The sequence below is a fragment of the Streptomyces sp. NPDC092370 genome (assembly GCF_044755265.1).
Classification (GTDB): domain Bacteria; phylum Actinomycetota; class Actinomycetes; order Streptomycetales; family Streptomycetaceae; genus Streptomyces.
The window spans coordinates 54,159-72,346 of record NZ_JBIVQO010000011.1 but is presented as its reverse complement, the minus strand read 5'-3'; the positions used below and the strand labels follow the sequence as shown (position 1 = coordinate 72,346).

14 protein-coding genes and 2 pseudogenes are annotated in these 18,188 nt (G+C 70.0%); 13 read left to right on the top strand and 3 right to left on the bottom strand.

Annotated features, from left to right (window positions below; genetic code table 11):
- The first annotated feature begins 142 nt into the window (after positions 1-142).
- Positions 143-724, top strand: coding sequence for an acetoacetate decarboxylase family protein (locus ACIQHQ_RS28580; RefSeq protein WP_402617457.1), 582 nt, complete (start codon positions 143-145; stop codon positions 722-724).
- 208 nt (positions 725-932) lie between these two features.
- Here ACIQHQ_RS28580 and ACIQHQ_RS28575 read toward each other — a convergent pair whose 3' ends face one another.
- Positions 933-1,553, bottom strand: coding sequence for a dihydrofolate reductase family protein (locus ACIQHQ_RS28575; RefSeq protein WP_402616945.1), 621 nt, complete (start codon positions 1,551-1,553; stop codon positions 933-935).
- 132 nt (positions 1,554-1,685) lie between these two features.
- Between ACIQHQ_RS28575 and ACIQHQ_RS28570 the strand changes: the two genes are divergently transcribed.
- On the top strand, positions 1,686-2,345 hold the full coding sequence (locus tag ACIQHQ_RS28570; RefSeq protein ID WP_402616942.1) for a 1,4-alpha-glucan branching protein: 660 nt from the start codon (positions 1,686-1,688) through the stop codon (positions 2,343-2,345).
- Between the two features lie 12 nt (positions 2,346-2,357).
- Here ACIQHQ_RS28570 and ACIQHQ_RS28565 read toward each other — a convergent pair whose 3' ends face one another.
- Positions 2,358-3,302, bottom strand: coding sequence for a helix-turn-helix domain-containing protein (locus tag ACIQHQ_RS28565; RefSeq protein ID WP_402616940.1), 945 nt, complete (start codon positions 3,300-3,302; stop codon positions 2,358-2,360).
- A 102-nt stretch (positions 3,303-3,404) separates the two neighbouring features.
- Between ACIQHQ_RS28565 and ACIQHQ_RS28560 the strand changes: the two genes are divergently transcribed.
- A complete protein-coding gene (locus tag ACIQHQ_RS28560) occupies positions 3,405-4,436 on the top strand; it encodes a saccharopine dehydrogenase family protein (protein WP_402616938.1) in 1,032 nt (343 codons plus the stop codon).
- A 52-nt stretch (positions 4,437-4,488) separates the two neighbouring features.
- On the opposite strand, the gene ACIQHQ_RS28555 is transcribed toward ACIQHQ_RS28560, so the two are convergent.
- Positions 4,489-5,658, bottom strand: a complete 1,170-nt coding sequence (locus tag ACIQHQ_RS28555; protein ID WP_402616935.1) for an ROK family transcriptional regulator — start codon at positions 5,656-5,658, stop codon at positions 4,489-4,491.
- A gap of 694 nt (positions 5,659-6,352) precedes the next feature.
- Here ACIQHQ_RS28555 and ACIQHQ_RS28550 point away from each other — a divergent pair.
- The 10 genes and pseudogenes from ACIQHQ_RS28550 (at position 6,353) to ACIQHQ_RS28505 (ending at position 18,175) form a co-directional block, all read left to right on the top strand.
- The gene (locus ACIQHQ_RS28550; RefSeq protein WP_402616932.1) at positions 6,353-7,630 is read left to right on the top strand and encodes an NAD(P)/FAD-dependent oxidoreductase; all 1,278 of its coding nucleotides are present in this window, start codon (positions 6,353-6,355) and stop codon (positions 7,628-7,630) included.
- A 264-nt stretch (positions 7,631-7,894) separates the two neighbouring features.
- Positions 7,895-8,452, top strand: coding sequence for a hypothetical protein (locus tag ACIQHQ_RS28545; RefSeq protein WP_402616930.1), 558 nt, complete (start codon positions 7,895-7,897; stop codon positions 8,450-8,452).
- 91 nt (positions 8,453-8,543) lie between these two features.
- Positions 8,544-9,893, top strand: coding sequence for an aspartate aminotransferase family protein (locus ACIQHQ_RS28540; RefSeq protein WP_402616927.1), 1,350 nt, complete (start codon positions 8,544-8,546; stop codon positions 9,891-9,893).
- Between the two features lie 23 nt (positions 9,894-9,916).
- Complete coding sequence (locus ACIQHQ_RS28535; RefSeq protein WP_402616924.1) at positions 9,917-10,996, top strand: phosphotransferase; 1,080 nt, start codon at positions 9,917-9,919, stop codon at positions 10,994-10,996.
- 54 nt (positions 10,997-11,050) lie between these two features.
- Positions 11,051-11,731 carry a haloacid dehalogenase type II gene (locus ACIQHQ_RS28530; RefSeq protein ID WP_402616921.1) on the top strand — a complete coding sequence of 227 codons (681 nt, stop codon included), beginning with the start codon at positions 11,051-11,053 and terminating at the stop codon, positions 11,729-11,731.
- 126 nt (positions 11,732-11,857) lie between these two features.
- Positions 11,858-12,589 (top strand): ABC transporter permease, encoded by a 732-nt coding sequence (locus tag ACIQHQ_RS28525; RefSeq protein WP_402617455.1) that lies wholly within the window; start codon positions 11,858-11,860, stop codon positions 12,587-12,589.
- Positions 12,567-13,274: pseudogene (locus ACIQHQ_RS28520) on the top strand (aldehyde dehydrogenase family protein); the annotation flags it as partial. The gene ACIQHQ_RS28525 and the pseudogene ACIQHQ_RS28520, both read left to right, overlap by 23 nt.
- Before the next feature lie 17 nt (positions 13,275-13,291).
- Positions 13,292-13,894, top strand: a pseudogene (locus ACIQHQ_RS28515) (NAD(P)-dependent oxidoreductase); the annotation flags it as partial.
- 304 nt (positions 13,895-14,198) lie between these two features.
- Positions 14,199-15,296 (top strand): ABC transporter substrate-binding protein, encoded by a 1,098-nt coding sequence (locus tag ACIQHQ_RS28510; protein ID WP_402616918.1) that lies wholly within the window; start codon positions 14,199-14,201, stop codon positions 15,294-15,296.
- Between the two features lie 47 nt (positions 15,297-15,343).
- Positions 15,344-18,175, top strand: a complete 2,832-nt coding sequence (locus ACIQHQ_RS28505) for a SpoIIE family protein phosphatase (RefSeq protein WP_402616915.1) — start codon at positions 15,344-15,346, stop codon at positions 18,173-18,175.
- Positions 18,176-18,188 lie beyond the last annotated feature (13 nt).

Here is an 18,188-nt window from a genome sequence, read left to right as displayed (position 1 = left end):
CGTCCTTGCGCACAGGCACCATCGCAGCAGAAGCGGACACAGCCACCCGTGCCCCTGCACAGGACCGAGCCGAGGAAGGGGGCGCGCCGTGGAGCAGCAGGTCGCCCCCTTCCCTCCCTCGCCGTGGCGCCTCACCGGCGACATGGTCGTCTCGCTGTGGCGCGTCCCCGTGGCCGAGCTGCCGCCTTGGTCGCTCCCTTCCGGGGTCCGCCCATGGATCGTGCGGCGTCGCGCCACGCTGGTCACCTTCTGGGTCGACTACCGGCCCGGCGGTGTCCTCGCCTACCGCGAGTTCCTCATCGCCCTGGCCGCACGTCACGGGCGCCGCGTCGTCGCCAGCACCGTGGCCGCGTGGGTCGACAGCGAGCAGTCCGTGGCCGGGGGGCGGGCGCTGTGGGGCATCCCGAAGGAGCTGGGCACGATCACGCTGCACGTGGGCAGCCGGGGCGCCCGGGCTGAACTGACCGCCGGCGGCGTTTCGCCTGTCCGCTTCGCCTACGGCGACGCGCTGCGGCTCCCCGTCCGGTTGCCCGCCCGCGGCCGTCTGATCCAGCAGTTGTCCGACGGCACCGTGTGCAGCGTCCCCATGCGGATCAGCGGACGCCCGGCGCTGGGCCGCGGCCGCGTCACGGCTGAGCGCGAAGCTCCCTTGTCCGTCCTCACCCGGCACCAGCCGTTGCTGTCCGTAGCCCTGCGCGACTTCCGCGGCATGGTGGGCGACTGAGCGCACATCAGGCCGTCGGTCGATGCCGTCGTGGACGGCCCGGACGTCCCGCTCGCGGCGAGCCCCGGACCGCCGCCAGGGTGAGCGCGGACGCGACGGCACGTCGGCTTCTCGGCCCCCGTGGCCCGAGACCCGGCGCAGCCGCCCGGCCCGCCCTGGGTTCGTCACTCCCCCAGGGGTGTCTCGAAAGTGACGGCCGGCGCGCGCTTCAGGGCAGCACGCGGTAGGTCACGTGCGTGACCCGGCTCGCCGCCCGCGACGTGACCTGCTCCAGCTTCAGGGGCGGGACGCCTTCGAACAGCCGCGTGCCGGCGCCGAGCGTGAGCGGCGCGATGTGCAGCCGCAGCTCGCCGATCAGACCGGCGGCGAGGTACTGGTTGACGGTGGTCGCGCCGCCCAGGACCGTGACATCGCCGTCGCCGGCCGCCGCATGTGCCTGGGCGAGGGCCGACGCGATGCCGTCGGTGACGAAGTGGTACGTGGTGCCGCCGTCCATCGGCTGCGGCTCGCGGGCGTGGTGGGTGAGCACGAACACCGGCGCGTGGAACGGCGGATCGCCACCCCACCAGCCGTTCCACGGCCGGTCCCACGCGCCGCGCACCGGGCCGAACATGTTGCGCCCCATGATGAACGCCCCGGCTGTGTTCAGCCGGTCGATCTCGGCCCGGTTCTCGTCGGGTGTGTCGAACATCCAGGAGTGCAGCCCGGCACCCGATCCGTCTCCGCCGTCGTCTCCGAACGGCCGCTCCTCGGTCTGGTCGAGTCCGGCCGCGTACCCGTCGGCCGAGATCGTGATGTCACAGATCACTCTGCCTGCCGGCTCGGTCATGGCGTTCTCCTCCTCGTGGCGTTCGGCATCCGAAGCTACGCGCTCGAACCCCCGCCCCGGGGGCTCTGCCGACGGTGCGCGGATGCGAAAGTGTGAGCGTCCGCACGGACGCAACGGAAGGATTCCTCCGGTATGGCCGTCATCCACGACACGACCCTTGAGCCGAGCAAGCTGGACCTGCTCACTTCCTGGCTGCCTTCCCGGCCGTGGTACCGCGGTGGCGCGGCCGAACCGGAGCTGACGAAGGCCGGCGGCTTCCGGCTCGACGACCCGCGGGGCGAGGTGGGGATCGAGTTCATCGTGGCCACCGACACCCGCGGGCCCCGGCCGACCACGTACCTGGTGCCCCTCACCTACCGCGGTGCCCCGCGCGAAGGGGCGGAGCACGCCCTCGTGGGCACGATGGAGCACGGCGTGCTGGGGAGGCGCTGGGCCTACGACGGCTGCCAGGACTCCGTGCTGACCGGCCAGTTGGCGGCCCTGATCGAGGGCCGGGTTCAGGCCCAGGACCAGAACCTCAGCGACGTCCCCGACCGAGAGGTCATCGTCACCGGCACCGGTGACGGCTCCCTTCCCACGGACTTCACAGCCGCCGACGACCGGGAGGGCACCGCGCTGAGCACGTCGCAGGGCACGACCCTCCGTGTGCACCGGGTCCTGCGGCCCGTCCCGGCCGGTTCGACGCTCCCTCCGCAGGGCGTGATCGGCGAGGTCAGCGGCTCCTGGCAGATGCCGGACGGCACCCGCGTCCGGGGGGTGTTCGCCGTTCTTCGCAGCGCCGGGCGGACGTAGCGTCGTCCGTGATCAGGGCGTCCGGGAGCGGAACGTCCTGCGGTACGCGTCCGGGGGCACGCCGACCGTGCGGTTGAAGTGGCGGCGCAGGGTCGTGGAGGTCCCCATACCGGTGGCCGTCGCGATGCTGTCGACGCTGTCGTCGGTCTTCTCCAGCAGTTCCTGGGCGCGCCGGATGCGCTGGGTCAGCAGCCACTGCAAAGGGGTCGTGCCGGTCGCCGCTTTGAAGTGGCGGCTCAGGTGGCGGGAGCTCATGCCCGCCCGGCGGGCCAGGTCCTCCACGGTCAGCGGCTGGTCGAGTCGTTCGATGGCCCACGGGAGCAGGGCGGCGAGCGGGTGGTCGTCCTGGTCGGGCACCGGGGCGGTGACGAACTGGGCCTGGCCGCCGGCCCGGTGCGGGGGTACGACCAGCCGGCGGGCGACGGCGTTGGCGACCGACGAGCCCAGGTCGAGGCGCACGAGGTGCAGGCACAGGTCCAGCGCGGCGGCCTTGCCGGCGGAGGTGAGCACGCTGCCGTTGTCCACGTAGAGCACGTCCGGATCGACCGCCACCCCGGGGTGGCGGTCGGCCAGGGCCTCGGTGTGCGCCCAGTGCGTGGTGGCGCGCCGCCCGTCGAGAAGCCCTGCTGCGGCCAGTACGAACGCGCCCGTGCACAGGGAGGCCACACGTGCGCCTGCCTCGTGCGCCTCGCGCACCGCGTCGACCAGGGGGGCGGGCGGGTCCTCGTCGATGTCGGCCCAGCCGGGGACTATCACGGTGTCGGCGTGCCGGAGCCGGTCGAGTCCGGCGTCGGGCTCCAGCCGGAACCGGCCGACCCGCACGGCGGCCGGTCCGCAGACGGTGAGGTCGTACCAGGGGGCCGTCACCCCGGCCGGGGCGGCGGCGAACACCTCGTGGGCCAGGGACAGTTCGAAGTGCAGCATCCCGTCGGTGGCGGCCAGCGCGACAGTGGTCATGTCCGTAATTGTATGGGGCATGTCGTTCCAGACACTCACGGCCAGGTATTCAACGCCGTCAGGATGGGCGCAGTCGGATCATTCGAGCACAGGGGAGAGCTCATGGGATCGGTGCAGACGGTTGCGGTGTTCGGCGCGTACGGGCACACCGGGCGGTTCGTGGTGGCGGAGCTGTGGGCGCGCGGGTTCGTCCCGGTCCTCTCCGGCCGCGACGAGGGCAGGTTGAAGGCGCTGGCGGCGTCGTATCCCGGGATCGAGGCCCGGCCGGCGTCGGCCGACGACCCGGACTCGCTCGACCGGGCACTGGCGGGGGCGGCGGCGGTGGTCAACTGTGCGGGGCCGTTCGCCACGACCGCCGCCCCCGTGATCGAGGCGGCCCTGCGCGCCGGCATCCCGTATGTCGATGTGGCAGCGGAGATCGAGGCGAACGCGGACACGTTCGGGTACTTCGCGGACCGGGCCCGCGCCGCGGGTGCAGTGATCGTCCCGGCGATGGCCTTCTTCGGCGGACTCGGCGACCTGCTGGCCACCGCGGCGATGGACGACTGGGCCACGGCCGACGAGGTGCACGTCGCGTACGCGCTGAGCGGTTGGCAGCCCACGCACGGGACGCGCGCCGCGGGCACGGTCTCCCGGCAGCGGCGCGAGGGGGCTCGCGTCGTGTACCGGAACGGTCGGCTGGACTACCGCCGGGACGCCGCGCCTACGCTCCAGTGGCCCTTTCCCGAGCCGGTGGGCTCCCGGGCGGTCATCGGGGAGTTCTCGATGGCCGATGTCGTCACCATCCCCAGCCACCTGTCCGTCCCCGACGTGCGCACCCACATGACGGCCGAGGCGGCCCGGGACGTGTCGGCCCCGGACACGCCGGCACCGACCGCGGTCGACGACCGGGGACGATCCGCCCAGACCTTCCTCGTCGACGTCGTCGTGCGCTCCGGTGGCAGGGAGCGGCGGGCCGTGGCGAGGGGGCAGGACATCTACGCCGTGACGGCGCCGCTCGCGGTGGAGGCGGTCCACCGCATCCTCACCGGGCAGACCCGGACGGTCGGCGTCGCCTCCGCCGGCAAGATCTTCGACGCGGCCGGGTTCCTCGGCGCGCTGTCCTCGCATCTCTCTGTGGAGCTGCTTCGGTAGCGGGCCGACGATCGCTCAGGTGCGCGGCGGTGAGCGTCGCCTTCGGTCCGGCTCAGAACGCAGGTGCCGACTGTTCGGCGGGCTGGTTCTGACGCCGTGCCCCGAGTACGGCGTCCCGCAGACGTTCCTGAGCCATCGTCAGGCAGGCGTACACCGCTCCCTGTGCCGTCGACAGACCGATCAGATGCTCCACCGGCCTGATCTCGGGGACGGCCGGCAGGCTCCGGTCGAGTCGGCCGCGCACCTCCGGAAGCACCTCGTCGACGAGTGGACGCAGCCGGCCCACGAAGTAGACCGACTCGGGGTCCAGCGTCACGGCGACGACGCTGACAGCGGTCACGATCGCCGTGGTGAACGCCTCGAGCACCTCGGCATGCGGAGCCTCGGGGTGCGACTCCAGCCAGAGGTCCTCGACCCGCTCCAGGGCGAGCCCCCGCTTACGCGCGAAGCGGAGAAGGCCCCTGGTGCTCAGCAGTTCGTCGAGGATCTCGTTTCCGTCCCCGGACGACAGCACACCGATGTCGCCGAAGGTGGGCGTGCTCCCCCGGGCGAGCTCGCGCTCCGTGCAACTGGCGAAGTTCAGTATGGTGCTGACGCTGAAGAGCGCGGCATTGGTGATGGTGGCGTCGTTCGTGAGAATCCCGAGCAGGGCCGCGTTGGCATCGCTGTCGAGGAGCACGGGGGCGTCGACCAGGCCCTCGATGGCCCGGTGGAGGTCGGGGCCCTCGAAGATCTTCATCGACTCCGCGGGGCCGAAGATCTCCGTGCCACCCCGGACCCGGCCGGGAACCGCGGCGACGATCTGGCGGAGAGGGCCCTGCGCGGATTCGGCGGCCTGCGCGATCAGGTCGACCAGCCATCGCGCGGCGTCCTGGACGTCCTGGTGCTCGGCGGTGGGGACAGCCAGGTGTTGCACCTCGCGGCCCCTGAGATCGGTCACCAGCACACCGGTGGTCTGCGCACCGAAGCTGATGCCCACGACGTGTCCGGTCGTGCCGGGCAGGTCGAGATAGGTGGACCGACGGCCGCGGCCGGTGACCTCGTCCATACCGCCGTCGACGACGAAGCCGTCGGCCCGGAGCTCCTCCACCGCTCTGGACACGGTGGCCTTGCTCAGGCCCGTCAGCTCGATCAGCTGGTTCCGGGTCAGGGGCGCGTGGGAGAGGACCACGTCGAGGACCGATGCCTTGTTGTAGTCGCGAGGGGTGGGGTTAGAGGTCACGTGATGACCATAGCGAGCCCGGTACGCCGGTCCTGCCGGGACCGGCCTGGGTGTGATGATCACGGGCTTCAGCGGGGTGACGCGAGGCTGCTCGCGCCCGTCTGCCACCGTCACCCGGGAGCGTTGAAGGGTGCCCTTGCGGCTCTCGCCCTCGTCTTCCGCTGTGCCGGACGGTTCTCGGCTCATCTGTCATGCACTCCGAAGGGTCCCCGGAGTACTCCAGGCGGCATCGCCGCACCGCGGCGCGGGCCAGGAGACTGGGGGTCGATGACGAACTGATGGTCGGCAGCGAGCATCGATCAGACGGTGGACCCCTGTGCGGCCAGCCGCCGCGACGCAGTGACGTCGCCGGGCTGATCGCCCCTGTGTTCAGGGCGACTTGACCGCATACCGGTGAGCGTACCACTCGCGATCTACGCCTTTTGGTCGATGTCCGACGCCGTACAGGGGCATCTCTTCCACGCAAGACGCTGGTCGCCCACCCCCTTCGACGTCTAGATTGAGCCGGTATACCCGGATCTACAGCTTCGGGATCGCCGCACACAGCACTCCGCACCTGACCGCCGGACCGCATCACCCTCACCTTATTGTTTCAGATTGGAACTGGAACTGTAAGTGCTATGGTCTGTGCGCAGCAGCGAGCAGCTTCCGACCCCCCTAGCGGCTGACGGCACTGGCAGGAGAGAGCAGCGACATGAAGTTCACCCCCTACTGGCTCGACACCGCCCCCCAGGGACCGGACCGGTCCAGGACGGACATCGGCGGGAATGTCGACGTGGCGATCATCGGCGCGGGCCTGACCGGTCTGTCGGCGGCACTGCACCTGGCCCGCCAGGGCGCCGACGTGCACGTCTTCGAGAAGGACACGGTCGGCTTCGGTGCGTCGGGCCGTAACGGCGGCATGGCCACCACGGGCATGTCGATCGGCTTCCGCGACGCGGTCTCCCGCTACGGCTTCGACACCGCCAAGGCGTATCTGATGCACTACCACGACGCGGTCGACACCCTCGAGAAGCTCGTCACGGACGAGAACATCGACTGCGACTTCGCCCGTACCGGCAAGCTGAACCTGGCGTCCAAGCCGGCCCACTTCGAGGGCCTGCGCAAGACCCACGAGATCATGTCGGGCAGGCTCGGGCTGGAGACCCGTCTGGTCCCCAAGGGTGAACTCCACTCCGAGATCGGCTCCGGCTCTTTCCACGGCGCGATGGTCGAGACCCGGAGCGCCGGGCTGCACGTCGGCAAGTTCACCAAGGGGCTCGCCGAGGCGGCCGCGCGGCTCGGCGTCACCATCCACGAGAAGGCCCCGGTCGAGAAGATCGACAGGCTGGGCGGCACCAAGCACGAGCTGGTCACCCCGCGCGGGCGTGTCCGCGCCGACCAGGTGCTCGTGGCGACCAGCGGCTACACCAGCCGGCCGTTGCGCTGGCACCAGGTGCGGATCGCGCCGGTCGGCAGCTTCATCATCGTGACCGAGCCGCTGGGCAAGGACGTCTGCGACATGCTCCTGCCGAACCGGCGGATGGCGTCGAACAGCATGAACCTGCTCAACTACTTCCGCATCACCCCGGACCACCGGCTGCTGTTCGGCGGCCGCGCCCGGTTCGCCATGTCCAACCCGCAGTCGGACGAGAAGAGCGGACGCATCCTGCACAAGGCGATGACCGAGGTCTTCCCGCAGCTCACGAAGACCCGCGTCGACTACTGCTGGGGCGGACTGGTCGACATGAGCATGGATCGCATGGTGCACGCCGGCGAACAGGACGGACTGTTCTACTCACTCGGCTACTCCGGCCACGGCGTCCAGATGGCCACACACATGGGCAAGCAGATGGCCGAGCACATGAACGGGGCCACGGGCGCCAACCCGTGGAGCGACCTGCCCTTCAAGCGCATCCCGGGCCACTTCGGCCCGCCCTGGTTCCTGCCCTTCGCGGGCGGCTACTACAAGTTCAAGGATCTCATCAAGTAGGCGTCGGACAGACGCCGAGAGGATGGGCGGTGGATCGATGAGAGCCCCCCTCACGTCCCTGATGTACATCTCGCCGAACCGGCGCCCGGTCTGCGGGTGGAGGCCGGCCCGGGGGGGGGCACCGAACCGCACGCCTACGACGCCTCCAACTACCGTGGCCCGCCACAGGCAGTGGTTTTCCCCGCTCGCACCGAAGTGCGCGACGCGTGGGATCCGTGTCTGTCGTGCAAGGCCTGCTCCAGCGACTGCCCGGTCGGTGTCGACATGGCCACCTACCAGGCCGAGTTCCTCCACCAGCACTACAAAGGCAGGATCCGTCCGCGTTCCCACTACTCGCTGGGCCGGCTGCCCCTGACCTCGACCCTGGCCGGATACGCCGCCCGCCCCATCAACCTGCTGCCGCGCGGCCCGCTCGGCACTCTCCTGGCCCGCCTGGGCGGGGTGACCACCAAGCGAAAGATCCCCGCCTTCGCCTCCCGCCGGAGCCTGCGCACGACCCTGCGCGCGGCCAAACCCGGGGGGCCGGCCAAGGCGATCCTCTTCGTCGACAGCTTCACCCGCGCCTTTCGCCCCGGGATCGCCGGTGCCACCAGTCGCGTCCTGGCCGACGCCGGTATCCCCTGCACGCCGCAGGACGATCTGTGCTGCGGACCGGTCGGCAACTTCGACTTCGAGGCGCAGCGCTACGACACCTCCCTCGCCGTCGCCGACCAGGCCCAACCTGTTCGAGAAGATCCCCGAACTTCCCTTCCTCCAAGGGGAGTTACCAGTCGGCTCCCCGCTCTCGGATGGCTCTGCAGATCCAGCCGAAAATTCTTCTAGTTTCAGGTTGGAACTGGAACAAACGATGGTATGGTCTCAGCCACAGCAGCGAGCAACCTCGACGAAAACCAGACTGAAGGTGTGCCTGCAGATGACTTCGACGCTCAGTCGGGCAATCGCCCACTACCCCAACCGGTTCGACCCGGGCGCAGTGAGCGAACTCCCCGACCACATCCAAGAGACCATCCACCGCCGCGAGCGGGTGCTGGGCCCCGGTTACACGCTCATCTACAAGGAGCCGGTCGAGTTCGTTTCCGGTCACGGCGCCCACCTGATCGACCGGGACGGCAACGACTATCTCGACGCCTACAACAACGTCCCGTGCGTCGGACACGCCCACCCCCACGTCGCCGAGGCCGTCGCCCGGCAGATGACCGCGGTCAACACCAACACGCGCTACGTCCAGGAAGCACTGGTCGACTACGCGGAGCGGCTTCTCGCGACCTTCCCCGAGGAGCTGTCGAAGCTGAGCATCGCGTGCAGTGGCTCGGAGGCGAACGACCTGGCCATGCGCGTGGCGAGGTTCCACACGGGCGGCGAGGGCATCATCGTCACCCGCTGGGCCTACCACGGCATCACCCGCGAGGTGGCGAGCTTCTCGCCGACCCTGGGCGCCGGCTCACCGCTCGGCCCGAACGTCCGGCTCATCGACGCTCCCGACCCGCGCCTGGTCGCGCCCGGTTCCACGCTCGACGAGCACATGCGGCAGCAGGTGCGCGGCGCGATCGACGACCTCGAACGCCACGGCTACCGGCTCGCCGCGCTGATCACCGACTGCGCCTACAGCAGCGACGGCATCTTCACCGACCCGCCCGGCTACATGCAGGCCATGGTGGAGGAGGTGCACGCCGCCGGGGGTGTCTACGTCGCGGACGAGGTCCAGTCGGGCTTCGCCCGGCTCGGGGACTCCATGTGGGGATTCAGCCGCCACGGCGTATTGCCGGACATCGTCACCATGGGCAAGCCGATGGGCAATGGCCTGCCGATCTCGGGTGTCGTCTTCCGCCCCGAGGTCTGCGAGGAGTTCGGACGCAACGTCCGCTACTTCAACACCTTCGGCGGCAGTTCCATCCCCGTGGCCGCCGGAGCCGCGGTGCTGGACGTCCTCGAGAAGGAGAATGTGCAACAGCGCGTTCTGGAGAGCGGCAACGCTCTGCGCGCCGGGCTGCGGGAGATCACCAAGGACTCCCCCTACATCGCCGAAGTCCGCGGCGCCGGTCTCTTCGTCGGCGTGGAGATCGTCAAGGACCGGGAGACGCTCGAGCCCGACCGCGCACTTGCCGAAGACGTCATCAACGACATGCGCGATCGCCGCATCCTGATCAACGGCACGGGCACGTCGGCGAACACACTGAAGATCCGCCCTCCGCTGGCCTTCGACTCCGCCGATGTGACCCGCTTCCTCGAGACCTTCGCCGAGGTCGCGAAAAACCGCCTGTAGCAGGCCGGCCGAAGGGACTGACCGTGAACACCTCACCAGCTCCGACCTACGCCCAACGGCTCCTCGAGCAGAGCGGCCTGACGTCGTCCCATCAGCCCATCGACGTGATGCTGGTGAGCATCTTCCTTGAGAAGCACTACCGCCTCAGCGGGCGTCTGGAGCGACTGGCGACCGAGAAGGACGACACGTTCAGACTCGGCACCGGCTCGAGCTACCACCTCGTGAAGATCTCACCCCCTGAAGAGGCGGAGGCGGTCGTCGCCCTCCAGACCGCCGCGATGCGCTACCTCGAGAACACCGCCCCGCACTTGCCCGTCCAGCGGGTGAAGCTGACCGCCGGCGGCGACGACCATGTGGCCATCCGGCTGAACGACGGCAGGACTCGGGTCCTGCGGGTGTTCGACTTCGTCGAAGGCCAGGTCCTGGCCGACGTGAACCCGGACGCCGAGCGGCTCGCCAGGGCGGGCGAGATGCTCGGGCTGATCGACGTGGCGCTCAAGGAGTTCACCCACCCGGCCGACCGACGAGGTCTGGCGTGGGACATCCGGCACTTCCACCAGCTGACCGAACTGGTCGAGCACACGCCTCACCCCGAGCACCGCCGGTCGGCCCGAACGGTCTTCCGGCTCTTCGGCGAAAACGTCGTCCCCAAGCTGGGCGATCTCGAGACGCAAGTCATCCATGGTGACTTCAGCCCCTACAACATCGTGGTGGATCCCACGAGTGATCACTTCGTCACCGGGGTCATCGACTTCGGCGACACCGTGCGCAGTGCCGTGATCTTCGACCCCGCCGTTCCCATGGCGAACCTGCTCGGCAGGACTCCGGATCACCCCTGGCAGGACGCCTGCGCCTTCGTCGCCGGCTACCAGCGGGAACGGCCGATCCGGGCCTCGGAACTTCCACTGCTCCCGGTTGCCGCGTTGGCACGGCTCACACTGCGTGCGCTGATCACGAACTGGCGCGCTGAACGTGCACCCGAACGGCGCGAGTACCTCCTCGATCACGCCAAGGACGACTGGATCAATATCGAGCGTTCCTTGACCGTGCGCCTGGACGACGTCGTCGCGCACCTGCGGGAAGCCCCTCACGGGCATTCCTGAGAACACCGTCCCGAACCCGTGCGGTTCCCTCAGAAGAGACATTGGAACATCTCCATGGCCATTCCCTCGTTGCAGTTCCGTCCGAAGTACGTGTCGTTCGACTGCTACGGCACGCTGATCGAGTACCCGATCACCCCCATCACCTACGAGCTTGTCGGCGACCAGATCCCCGCGGAGCAGTGGGACCAGTTCGTCAAGGAGTTCCGCGGCTACCGCTACGACCAGGTCCGTGGCGAGTACTACCCCTACGAGCAGGTGCTGCAGGACTCCTTCGAGCGGGTCTGCCGCAAGTGGGGTGTGAAGGCGGCCCCGGACGCCGGCAAGCGCTTCGCCGAGGGTGTGCGCAGCTGGGGCCCCCACCCGGACGTGGTGGAGCCGCTGAAGAAGATGGCCGAGCACTACAAGCTGGTCATCCTCTCCAACGCCGACGACTCCTTCCTCGCGGAAAGCGTGCCCAAGCTCGGTGCGGACTTCCACGCCGTCCTCACCGCGGAGCAGGCCGGCTACTACAAGCCCCGCTACGCCGCGTTCGAGTACATGCTCGAGAAGCTCGACGCGTCCCCCGAGGACTTCGTGCACGTCGCCTCGCACACCCGTTACGACCACCAGTCGATGCACGACATGGGCTTCCGCAACCTGGTCCTGCTGGACCGCGGCTACGACCCGGTCACCCACGGCTACGACTACGTCACCGTGAAGTCCCTGGACGACCTCAACACCATGCTCGGCATCTGACCGAAGGCGACAACGGTCCCGCACGGCAGACGCCCAGGTTTCTCCTTCGGTTTCTGTCTGCCGTGCCGGACGAGAATCCGGTGCTTTTTCCGCACCTGAAGCAGCGTTCTCTTCTCTCTCCCCGGTATCGCGCGGCACCCCCACCGAGGTGGTGCCGATCACCACACCGGTTTCGCCCGGACCACCGTCCTCTCTCTCAGCCTGGGCGTCACCGCCGCACTCGCACGCGGCCGCCTCCCCCTGCACGCGGCCGTCTACGGACTGGTCCTCGCCCCCACGCTCATCCCCCAAGTGGTCATCGCGCTCGGCCTGTTCCTGTTCTTCGAACCCGCCAGCACGCTCGGCAGCCCTCTGGCCATCGCCCTCGGCAACACCGTCCTAGCCGCGCCCATCGCGATCCTCATCATGATGATCTCCACCCTGCGCGCCATCGACGAACGCCTCGAAGACGCCACCGCCAGCATGGGCGCCAGCCGCATGACCATCGCCCGCCGTATCTCCTTTCCCCTGGCCGCCCCCGGCCTCATCGCCGCAGCGGTGTTCTCCTTCATCACCAGCTTCGACGAGTTCTTCATCGCCCAGTTCCCGTCCACCCCCGACACCCGCACCCTGCCGGTCCTGGTCTTCAACGCCCTCCGGTTCGACGTCGACCCGACCGTCACCGCCGTCAGCGCCGTCCTCATCGCCCTGGCGATCCTCGCCCTCGCCCTGGTCGCCGCCGGGCGTCTCTCCCCCGGTGCCCGGCCCCGCTTCCCCTCCGTCTGCTCAAGGGGCACGACAGCGGCCGCACCTCCGCAAACACCACCTGCACCACGATCTCAAGGAGAAGAGAGCCATGACCACGCCGGTCGTCCGTGATGTTCCCAAGCAGCTCTTCATCGGTGGTGGCTGGCAGGACGCGGAGTCCGGCCGGACGCTGTCGGTCGACGACCCGGCCACCGGCGAGGAACTGTGCCGTGTCGCCGACGCCTCCCCGGCCGACGGACAGCGCGCCGTCGACGCCGCCGTGGCCGCCCAGCCGGCCTGGGCCGCGACCGCGCCCCGGGTACGCAGTGAGATCCTGCGCCGCGCCTACGACCTGATCATCGAACGCACCGAGGATCTCGCGCTGCTGATGACGCTGGAGATGGGCAAACCCCTGGCCGAGGCGCGTGCCGAGGTCGCCTACGGCGCGGAGTTCTTCCGCTGGTTCTCCGAGGAGGCCGTGCGGATCGACGGCGGCATGATGACCGCCCCCGACGGCAAGAACCGTCTGCTGGTCACCCGCCAGCCGGTCGTTCCCTGTCTGCTGATCACCCCGTGGAACTTCCCGCTGGCCATGGGCACCCGCAAGATCGGCCCGGCCCTCGCCGCGGGCTGCACCGTCGTCCTCAAGCCCGCCCCCCAGACCCCCCTGACCAGCCTCGCCCTGGCCGCGATCCTCACCGAAGCCGGCCTGCCCGCCGGTGTGCTGAACATCGTCACCACCACCGACGCCGCCGGCGTCATCGAACCCCTCCTGCGCGGCGGGCAGATCCGCAAGCTCTCCTTCACCGGCTCCACCGCCGCCATCCGCGAAGCATGGCCCGACAACCCCGACAAAGCACCCCGCTGGGTCCACGCGACGGCTACCGGAGTGGACTCGTTCCTGTTCTCCGCCTTGGTCGAGGATCCCGGCGTCACGCTGGTGTGTACGACGAGTCCATTGCCGAGTACGTCCTCGAACTGATCCTCTCCCTCGCCAAGGACTTCCCCCGCGCCTGGGAGCACCAGCAGCACCGCGCATGGCGTCCGCACCAGAGCGAGACGATCACCGGCCGCACCGTGCTGGCGTGGGGCACCGGGCCCATCGGCCGGGCCATCGCCCGGCTGCTGACGGCCGCCGGCATGCGGGTGTGCGGCGCCGGCCGCACAGCCCGCCCGGACGACCCCGACTTCGGGACCGTCCACGCCCCGTCCACCGTGCACACGGCACTCGCCCAGGCCGACTACGTCGTCCTGGCCGCACCGCTGACCCGGGACACCCGGGGCATGGTCGACGCCTCCGTGCCGGCCGCGATGAAGCCGGGAGCACGACTGATCAACGTGGGCCGGGGCGGACTGGTCGACGAGGAGGCGCTCGTCGACCACCTCGCCGCCGGACGGCTCGCCGGAGCCGCCCTGGACGTCTTCGCCCAGGAACCACTGCCCGCCGAATCACCACTGTGGGACATGCCCGGCGTCCTCGTCTCGCCGTACATGGCGGGCGAGCCCGCGGGTGAGAGGGAAGCACTCATCGAACCGTTCCTGGACAACCTCACCCGCCACGTCGAGGGCCGCCCGTCCGCAACGTCGTCGACAAGAGCCACGGATACGTGGTGGACTCCCACCCATCACGTCCGTGAAGGCGACACTTTTCCTGGTAAGAACCGATTGAAGCCGCAGGAGAGAAGGGGCCGGTCGGGACCACCCTCCCTCACGGATCCAGACGACACTGGGGAGGCAGCCGGTGGGAGACGTCGGAATCGGCCGCAGAGCCTTCCTGGCCGCAGTCGGGGGGACGGCGGCCGGCGCATCCGCGGTGTCGCTCACCGCGTGCGAGAGCCGCACCGGCCGGAGCACCACCGAGAGCAGCAGGACGCTCGTCGTCCGGAACTTCGGCGGCTCCTACGGCGAGGCGAACCGCAAGGCGGTGTACGACCCGTTCACCAGGGAGACCGGCATCCGGATCCAGACGGTGAACCTGGGGCACGCGCAGATGCTCGCCCAGATCAAGGAGGGCAGTCCACGGTTCGACGTCATGGACATCGACATGTCCAACCTGCTGCTCTTCGAGCGTGAGGGCGCCTCCGAGCAACTGGACTACGGCCGGTTGAAGAACACCAGGAAAGCGGGCATCGCGCACTCCCTGCTCACTCCCAACGGCGTGGGCAAGAGCTATTGGGCCAGCGTCCTCGCCTACCGCACCGACGCCGTCGACGGGCGCGGGCCCGAGTCGTGGGCGGACTTCTGGAGCCTCGGAACCTTCCCGGGCCGCCGTGCGCTGCAGGGCGAGGTGGACTGGCCGGAACTGGAATTCGCCCTGCTCGCCGACGGTGTGCCGCTCGACCGGCTCTACCCCCTCGATGTGGACCGGGCCTTCAAGGCCCTCGACGAGATCAGGGGCTCGGTACGGACGTTCTGGGAGTACGGGGCGGAGCCGGGTGAGCTGTTGTCCCGCGGCAGCGTCGTGGCCTCCAGCACCTGGGCCGGCAGGCTCCAGCCCCTGCTCGCGGCAGGGACTCCGCTCGCGTACGAGTGGAACGGTGCCCGCAGGCAGAGCAACGGTTACGGAATCCCCAAGGGCTCCGCGAACCCGGATGCCGCCTACCGGCTCATCGATTTCGCGCTGAGGCCCGAGGTGCAGGCCCACATGGCGCGGCTCTACCCCGACGGCCCTGTGGTGCCCGCCGCCTACGGGTACCTCACCGAGTCCACCGCCGTGCATCTGGCGAGCACTCCAGGCCACCTGTTGTCGGGCTTCGACCTCGACATCGAGTGGTGGCTCGAGCACGGGGACTCCGTGACCAGGCGCTGGCGGGAATGGGCTCGCATCCGAACCGACTGAATGCAGCCATATGGCTGAATATGAAGAGTGCGTGGTAGAGAGTCGGTATGGTCCGGCACCTTGGCCGATTCTCGGCCCTTCGCTTCCCCGCACACAATGGCGGGCGTACGCGGCGGGCCTCGCGGCGTGCCGCGCAGCACGACGCCCGGAAGGAGCCGGGCAACCGGCCCCCGAGAGCGCGATGGAGGGACCTGCCGAGGGTGCGCAGCGTCGCCGGCCAGGTGTTTCTGCTGCAATTGGTGATCATGGTGCTGTTCGCCGCCGTCGCGGGAGGGGCTCTCGTGGTGCAGGCACGGGAGTCGAGCACGCAGGAGGCCCGGCAGCTGTCGAAGGGCGTCGCCCAGTCCTTCGCACGGGCGCCGGGCACGCTGGATGCCATGAATTCCGGCCACCCCACCGCCCTGCTGCAACCGCGCGCGGAGGACACCCGGAAGAACACCGGCGTCGACTACGTGGTGACCTTCGATCCTCAAGGGTTTCGCTGGACCCATCCCGACCCGGGGCTGATCGGCAAGCACATCTATGCCAAGCGCGAGGGCGCAGCCGCCGACCGGCCGTTCACCAAGACGTTCGAGGGCAGCCTGGGCCTTGCCGTGGACACGACGGTCCCCGTCTACGACACCAACGGGATCAGCATCGTGGGCTTCGTGTCGGTCGGGGTCACCGTCGCCAGCGTCGACGACGTGGTGCAGGACCAGTTGCCGCAGCTGCTGGGCTTCGCCGGCGGGGCTCTCGCGGTGGCCGCGGGCGGGACGGCGCTGGTCTCCTGGCGGCTGCGGCGGCAGACGCGCGGCCTGGACCCGTCCGAGATGACCCGGATGTACGAGCACCACGACGCGGTGCTGCACGCGGTGCGGGAGGGCGTACTGATCATCGGGGGCGACGGGCGGCTGCTGCTCGCCAACGACGAGGCCCGGCGGCTGCTGGATCTGCCCGTGGACGCCGAGGAGCGCCGGGTCCGTGATCTCGGTCTGGAGGCGGGCACCGCCGCGCTGCTGGGTTCGGGCCGGCCGGTCACCGACGTGGTGCACCTGGCCGGCGACCGGCTGCTGGCGGTCAACGTACGGCCGGTCGGCCCCGACGACCGCTCTGCGGGCAGCGTGGCCACGCTGCGTGACACGACGGAGCTGCGTGCCCTGGCGGGGCGGGCGGAGGTGGCCCGGAAACGGCTGGGGCTGCTGTACGAGGCCGGGGTGCGGATCGGAACCACTCTGGATGTGGTGCGCACCGCGCAGGAACTGGCCGAGGTGGCGGTCCCCCGGTTCGCCGACGCCGCGACGGTCGATCTGCTCGATCCGATCCTGCGGGGCGCGGTGTCGGCCGGGCCCGGTCCCCAGATGCGTCGGGTGGCGGTGCACGGCGCCGACGGTGCCCGGTCCCTCTATCCGGTGGGTGAGCTGATCCGCTTCGTGCCCACATCGCCCGTGGCGATCGGCGCCGAGCGTGGCCGCGCGGTCCTGGACGTCGACCTGACCGCTTCCGGCGGCTGGATGAGCGCCCAGGATCCCGCTCGCGCCCGGCGTGTGCTGGACCTCGGTTTCCACTCCCTGATCACGGTGCCGCTCCAGGCCCGCGGCGTGGTGCTGGGCATGGCGAGCTTCTGGCGTTCGGACGGTGTTCCCTTCGGCGCGGAGGATCTGGCCTTCGCCGAGGAACTGGCCGCGCGGGCGGCGATGGCCGTCGACAACGCCCGCCGCTACACCCGGGAACACACCCTGGCCGAGACCCTTCAGCGCAGCCTGCTGCCCAGCTCCCTGCCCGACCACGCGGCCGTGGAGGTCGCCCACCGCTACCTGCCTGCCCTGGAGGGCGTCGGCGGCGACTGGTTCGACGTCATTCCGCTGCCCGGTGCACGGGTCGCGCTGGTGGTCGGGGACGTGGTGGGGCACGGTCTTCATGCCGCGGCGACGATGGGCCGGCTGCGTACCGCGGTGCACAACTTCTCCGCCCTGGACCTGCCCCCGGACGAGCTCCTGGGACATCTGGACGAGCTGGTCGCGCGGATCGACGGCGACACCGAGCAGGACAACGAGAGCGTGTCGGGCGCCACCTGTCTCTACGCCGTCTACGATCCGGCCTCCGGGATGTGCTCCCTGGCCCGGTCCGGGCATCCGGAGCCGGCCCTGGTGCATCCCGACGGCACCGTGGAATTCCTGCGGGTGCCCGGTTCCCCGCCGCTCGGTCTGGGCGGCGGTCTGCCCTTCGAGACCGCCGAACTCGTCCTCCCCGAGGGTTCCCGGCTGGTCCTCTACACGGACGGTCTGATCGAGGACCGCAAGCGGGGCATCGACGGCGGTCTCGCGGCGCTGAGGGACGCCCTGTCCCGCTCGGGCCGGGCCCCCGAGGAGACCTGCCGGGACGTCCTCGACGCGATGCTTCCGGCCCGGTCGAGTGACGACATCGCCCTGCTCGTCGCCCGCACCCGGTTGCTGGATCCGTCCCAGGTGGCCGAGTGGGACGTGCCCGGCGATCCGGCGGCCGTCGCGGGCATCCGGGCGGAGGTCACCGGGCGTCTGAGGACCTGGGGACTGGAGGAGATGGCGTTCACGACCGAGTTGATCGTCAGCGAGTTGGTCACCAACGCCATCCGCTACGGCATCCAACCGATCCGGCTGCGGGTGCTGCACGACGGTGACAGCCTGATCTGCGATGTCGCCGACGGCAGCAGCACCTCACCGCATCTGCGCCGGGCCGCGACCACCGACGAGGGCGGACGGGGACTGTTCCTCGTCGCTCAGTTCGCCCGGCGGTGGGGCACCCGCTACATGGCCCGTGGCAAGGTCATCTGGACCGAACAGTCGACCCGGAGCCCGGTCGGCGAGCCCGAGGAGGTGTCGGCCGAAGCCCTGCTGGACCAGTGGGAGGACGCGGCCTGGTGAGGCGTGCGCAGTG

What these genes read in the sequence shown, in the direction of transcription:
- ACIQHQ_RS28565 (WP_402616940.1), bottom strand. Translation starts at nt 3,302, where the DNA reads ATGACCACTGTCGCGCTGGCCGCCACCGACGGGATGCTGCACTTCGAA.
- ACIQHQ_RS28530 (WP_402616921.1), top strand. Translation starts at nt 11,051, where the DNA reads ATGGCCATTCCCTCGTTGCAGTTCCGTCCGAAGTACGTGTCGTTCGAC.
- ACIQHQ_RS28545 (WP_402616930.1), top strand. Translation starts at nt 7,895, where the DNA reads ATGGCCACCTACCAGGCCGAGTTCCTCCACCAGCACTACAAAGGCAGG.
- ACIQHQ_RS28575 (WP_402616945.1), bottom strand. Translation starts at nt 1,553, where the DNA reads ATGACCGAGCCGGCAGGCAGAGTGATCTGTGACATCACGATCTCGGCC.
- ACIQHQ_RS28505 (WP_402616915.1), top strand. Translation starts at nt 15,344, where the DNA reads ATGGTCCGGCACCTTGGCCGATTCTCGGCCCTTCGCTTCCCCGCACAC.
- ACIQHQ_RS28540 (WP_402616927.1), top strand. Translation starts at nt 8,544, where the DNA reads ATGACTTCGACGCTCAGTCGGGCAATCGCCCACTACCCCAACCGGTTC.
- ACIQHQ_RS28560 (WP_402616938.1), top strand. Translation starts at nt 3,405, where the DNA reads ATGGGATCGGTGCAGACGGTTGCGGTGTTCGGCGCGTACGGGCACACC.
- ACIQHQ_RS28550 (WP_402616932.1), top strand. Translation starts at nt 6,353, where the DNA reads ATGAAGTTCACCCCCTACTGGCTCGACACCGCCCCCCAGGGACCGGAC.
- ACIQHQ_RS28580 (WP_402617457.1), top strand. Translation starts at nt 143, where the DNA reads ATGGTCGTCTCGCTGTGGCGCGTCCCCGTGGCCGAGCTGCCGCCTTGG.
- ACIQHQ_RS28570 (WP_402616942.1), top strand. Translation starts at nt 1,686, where the DNA reads ATGGCCGTCATCCACGACACGACCCTTGAGCCGAGCAAGCTGGACCTG.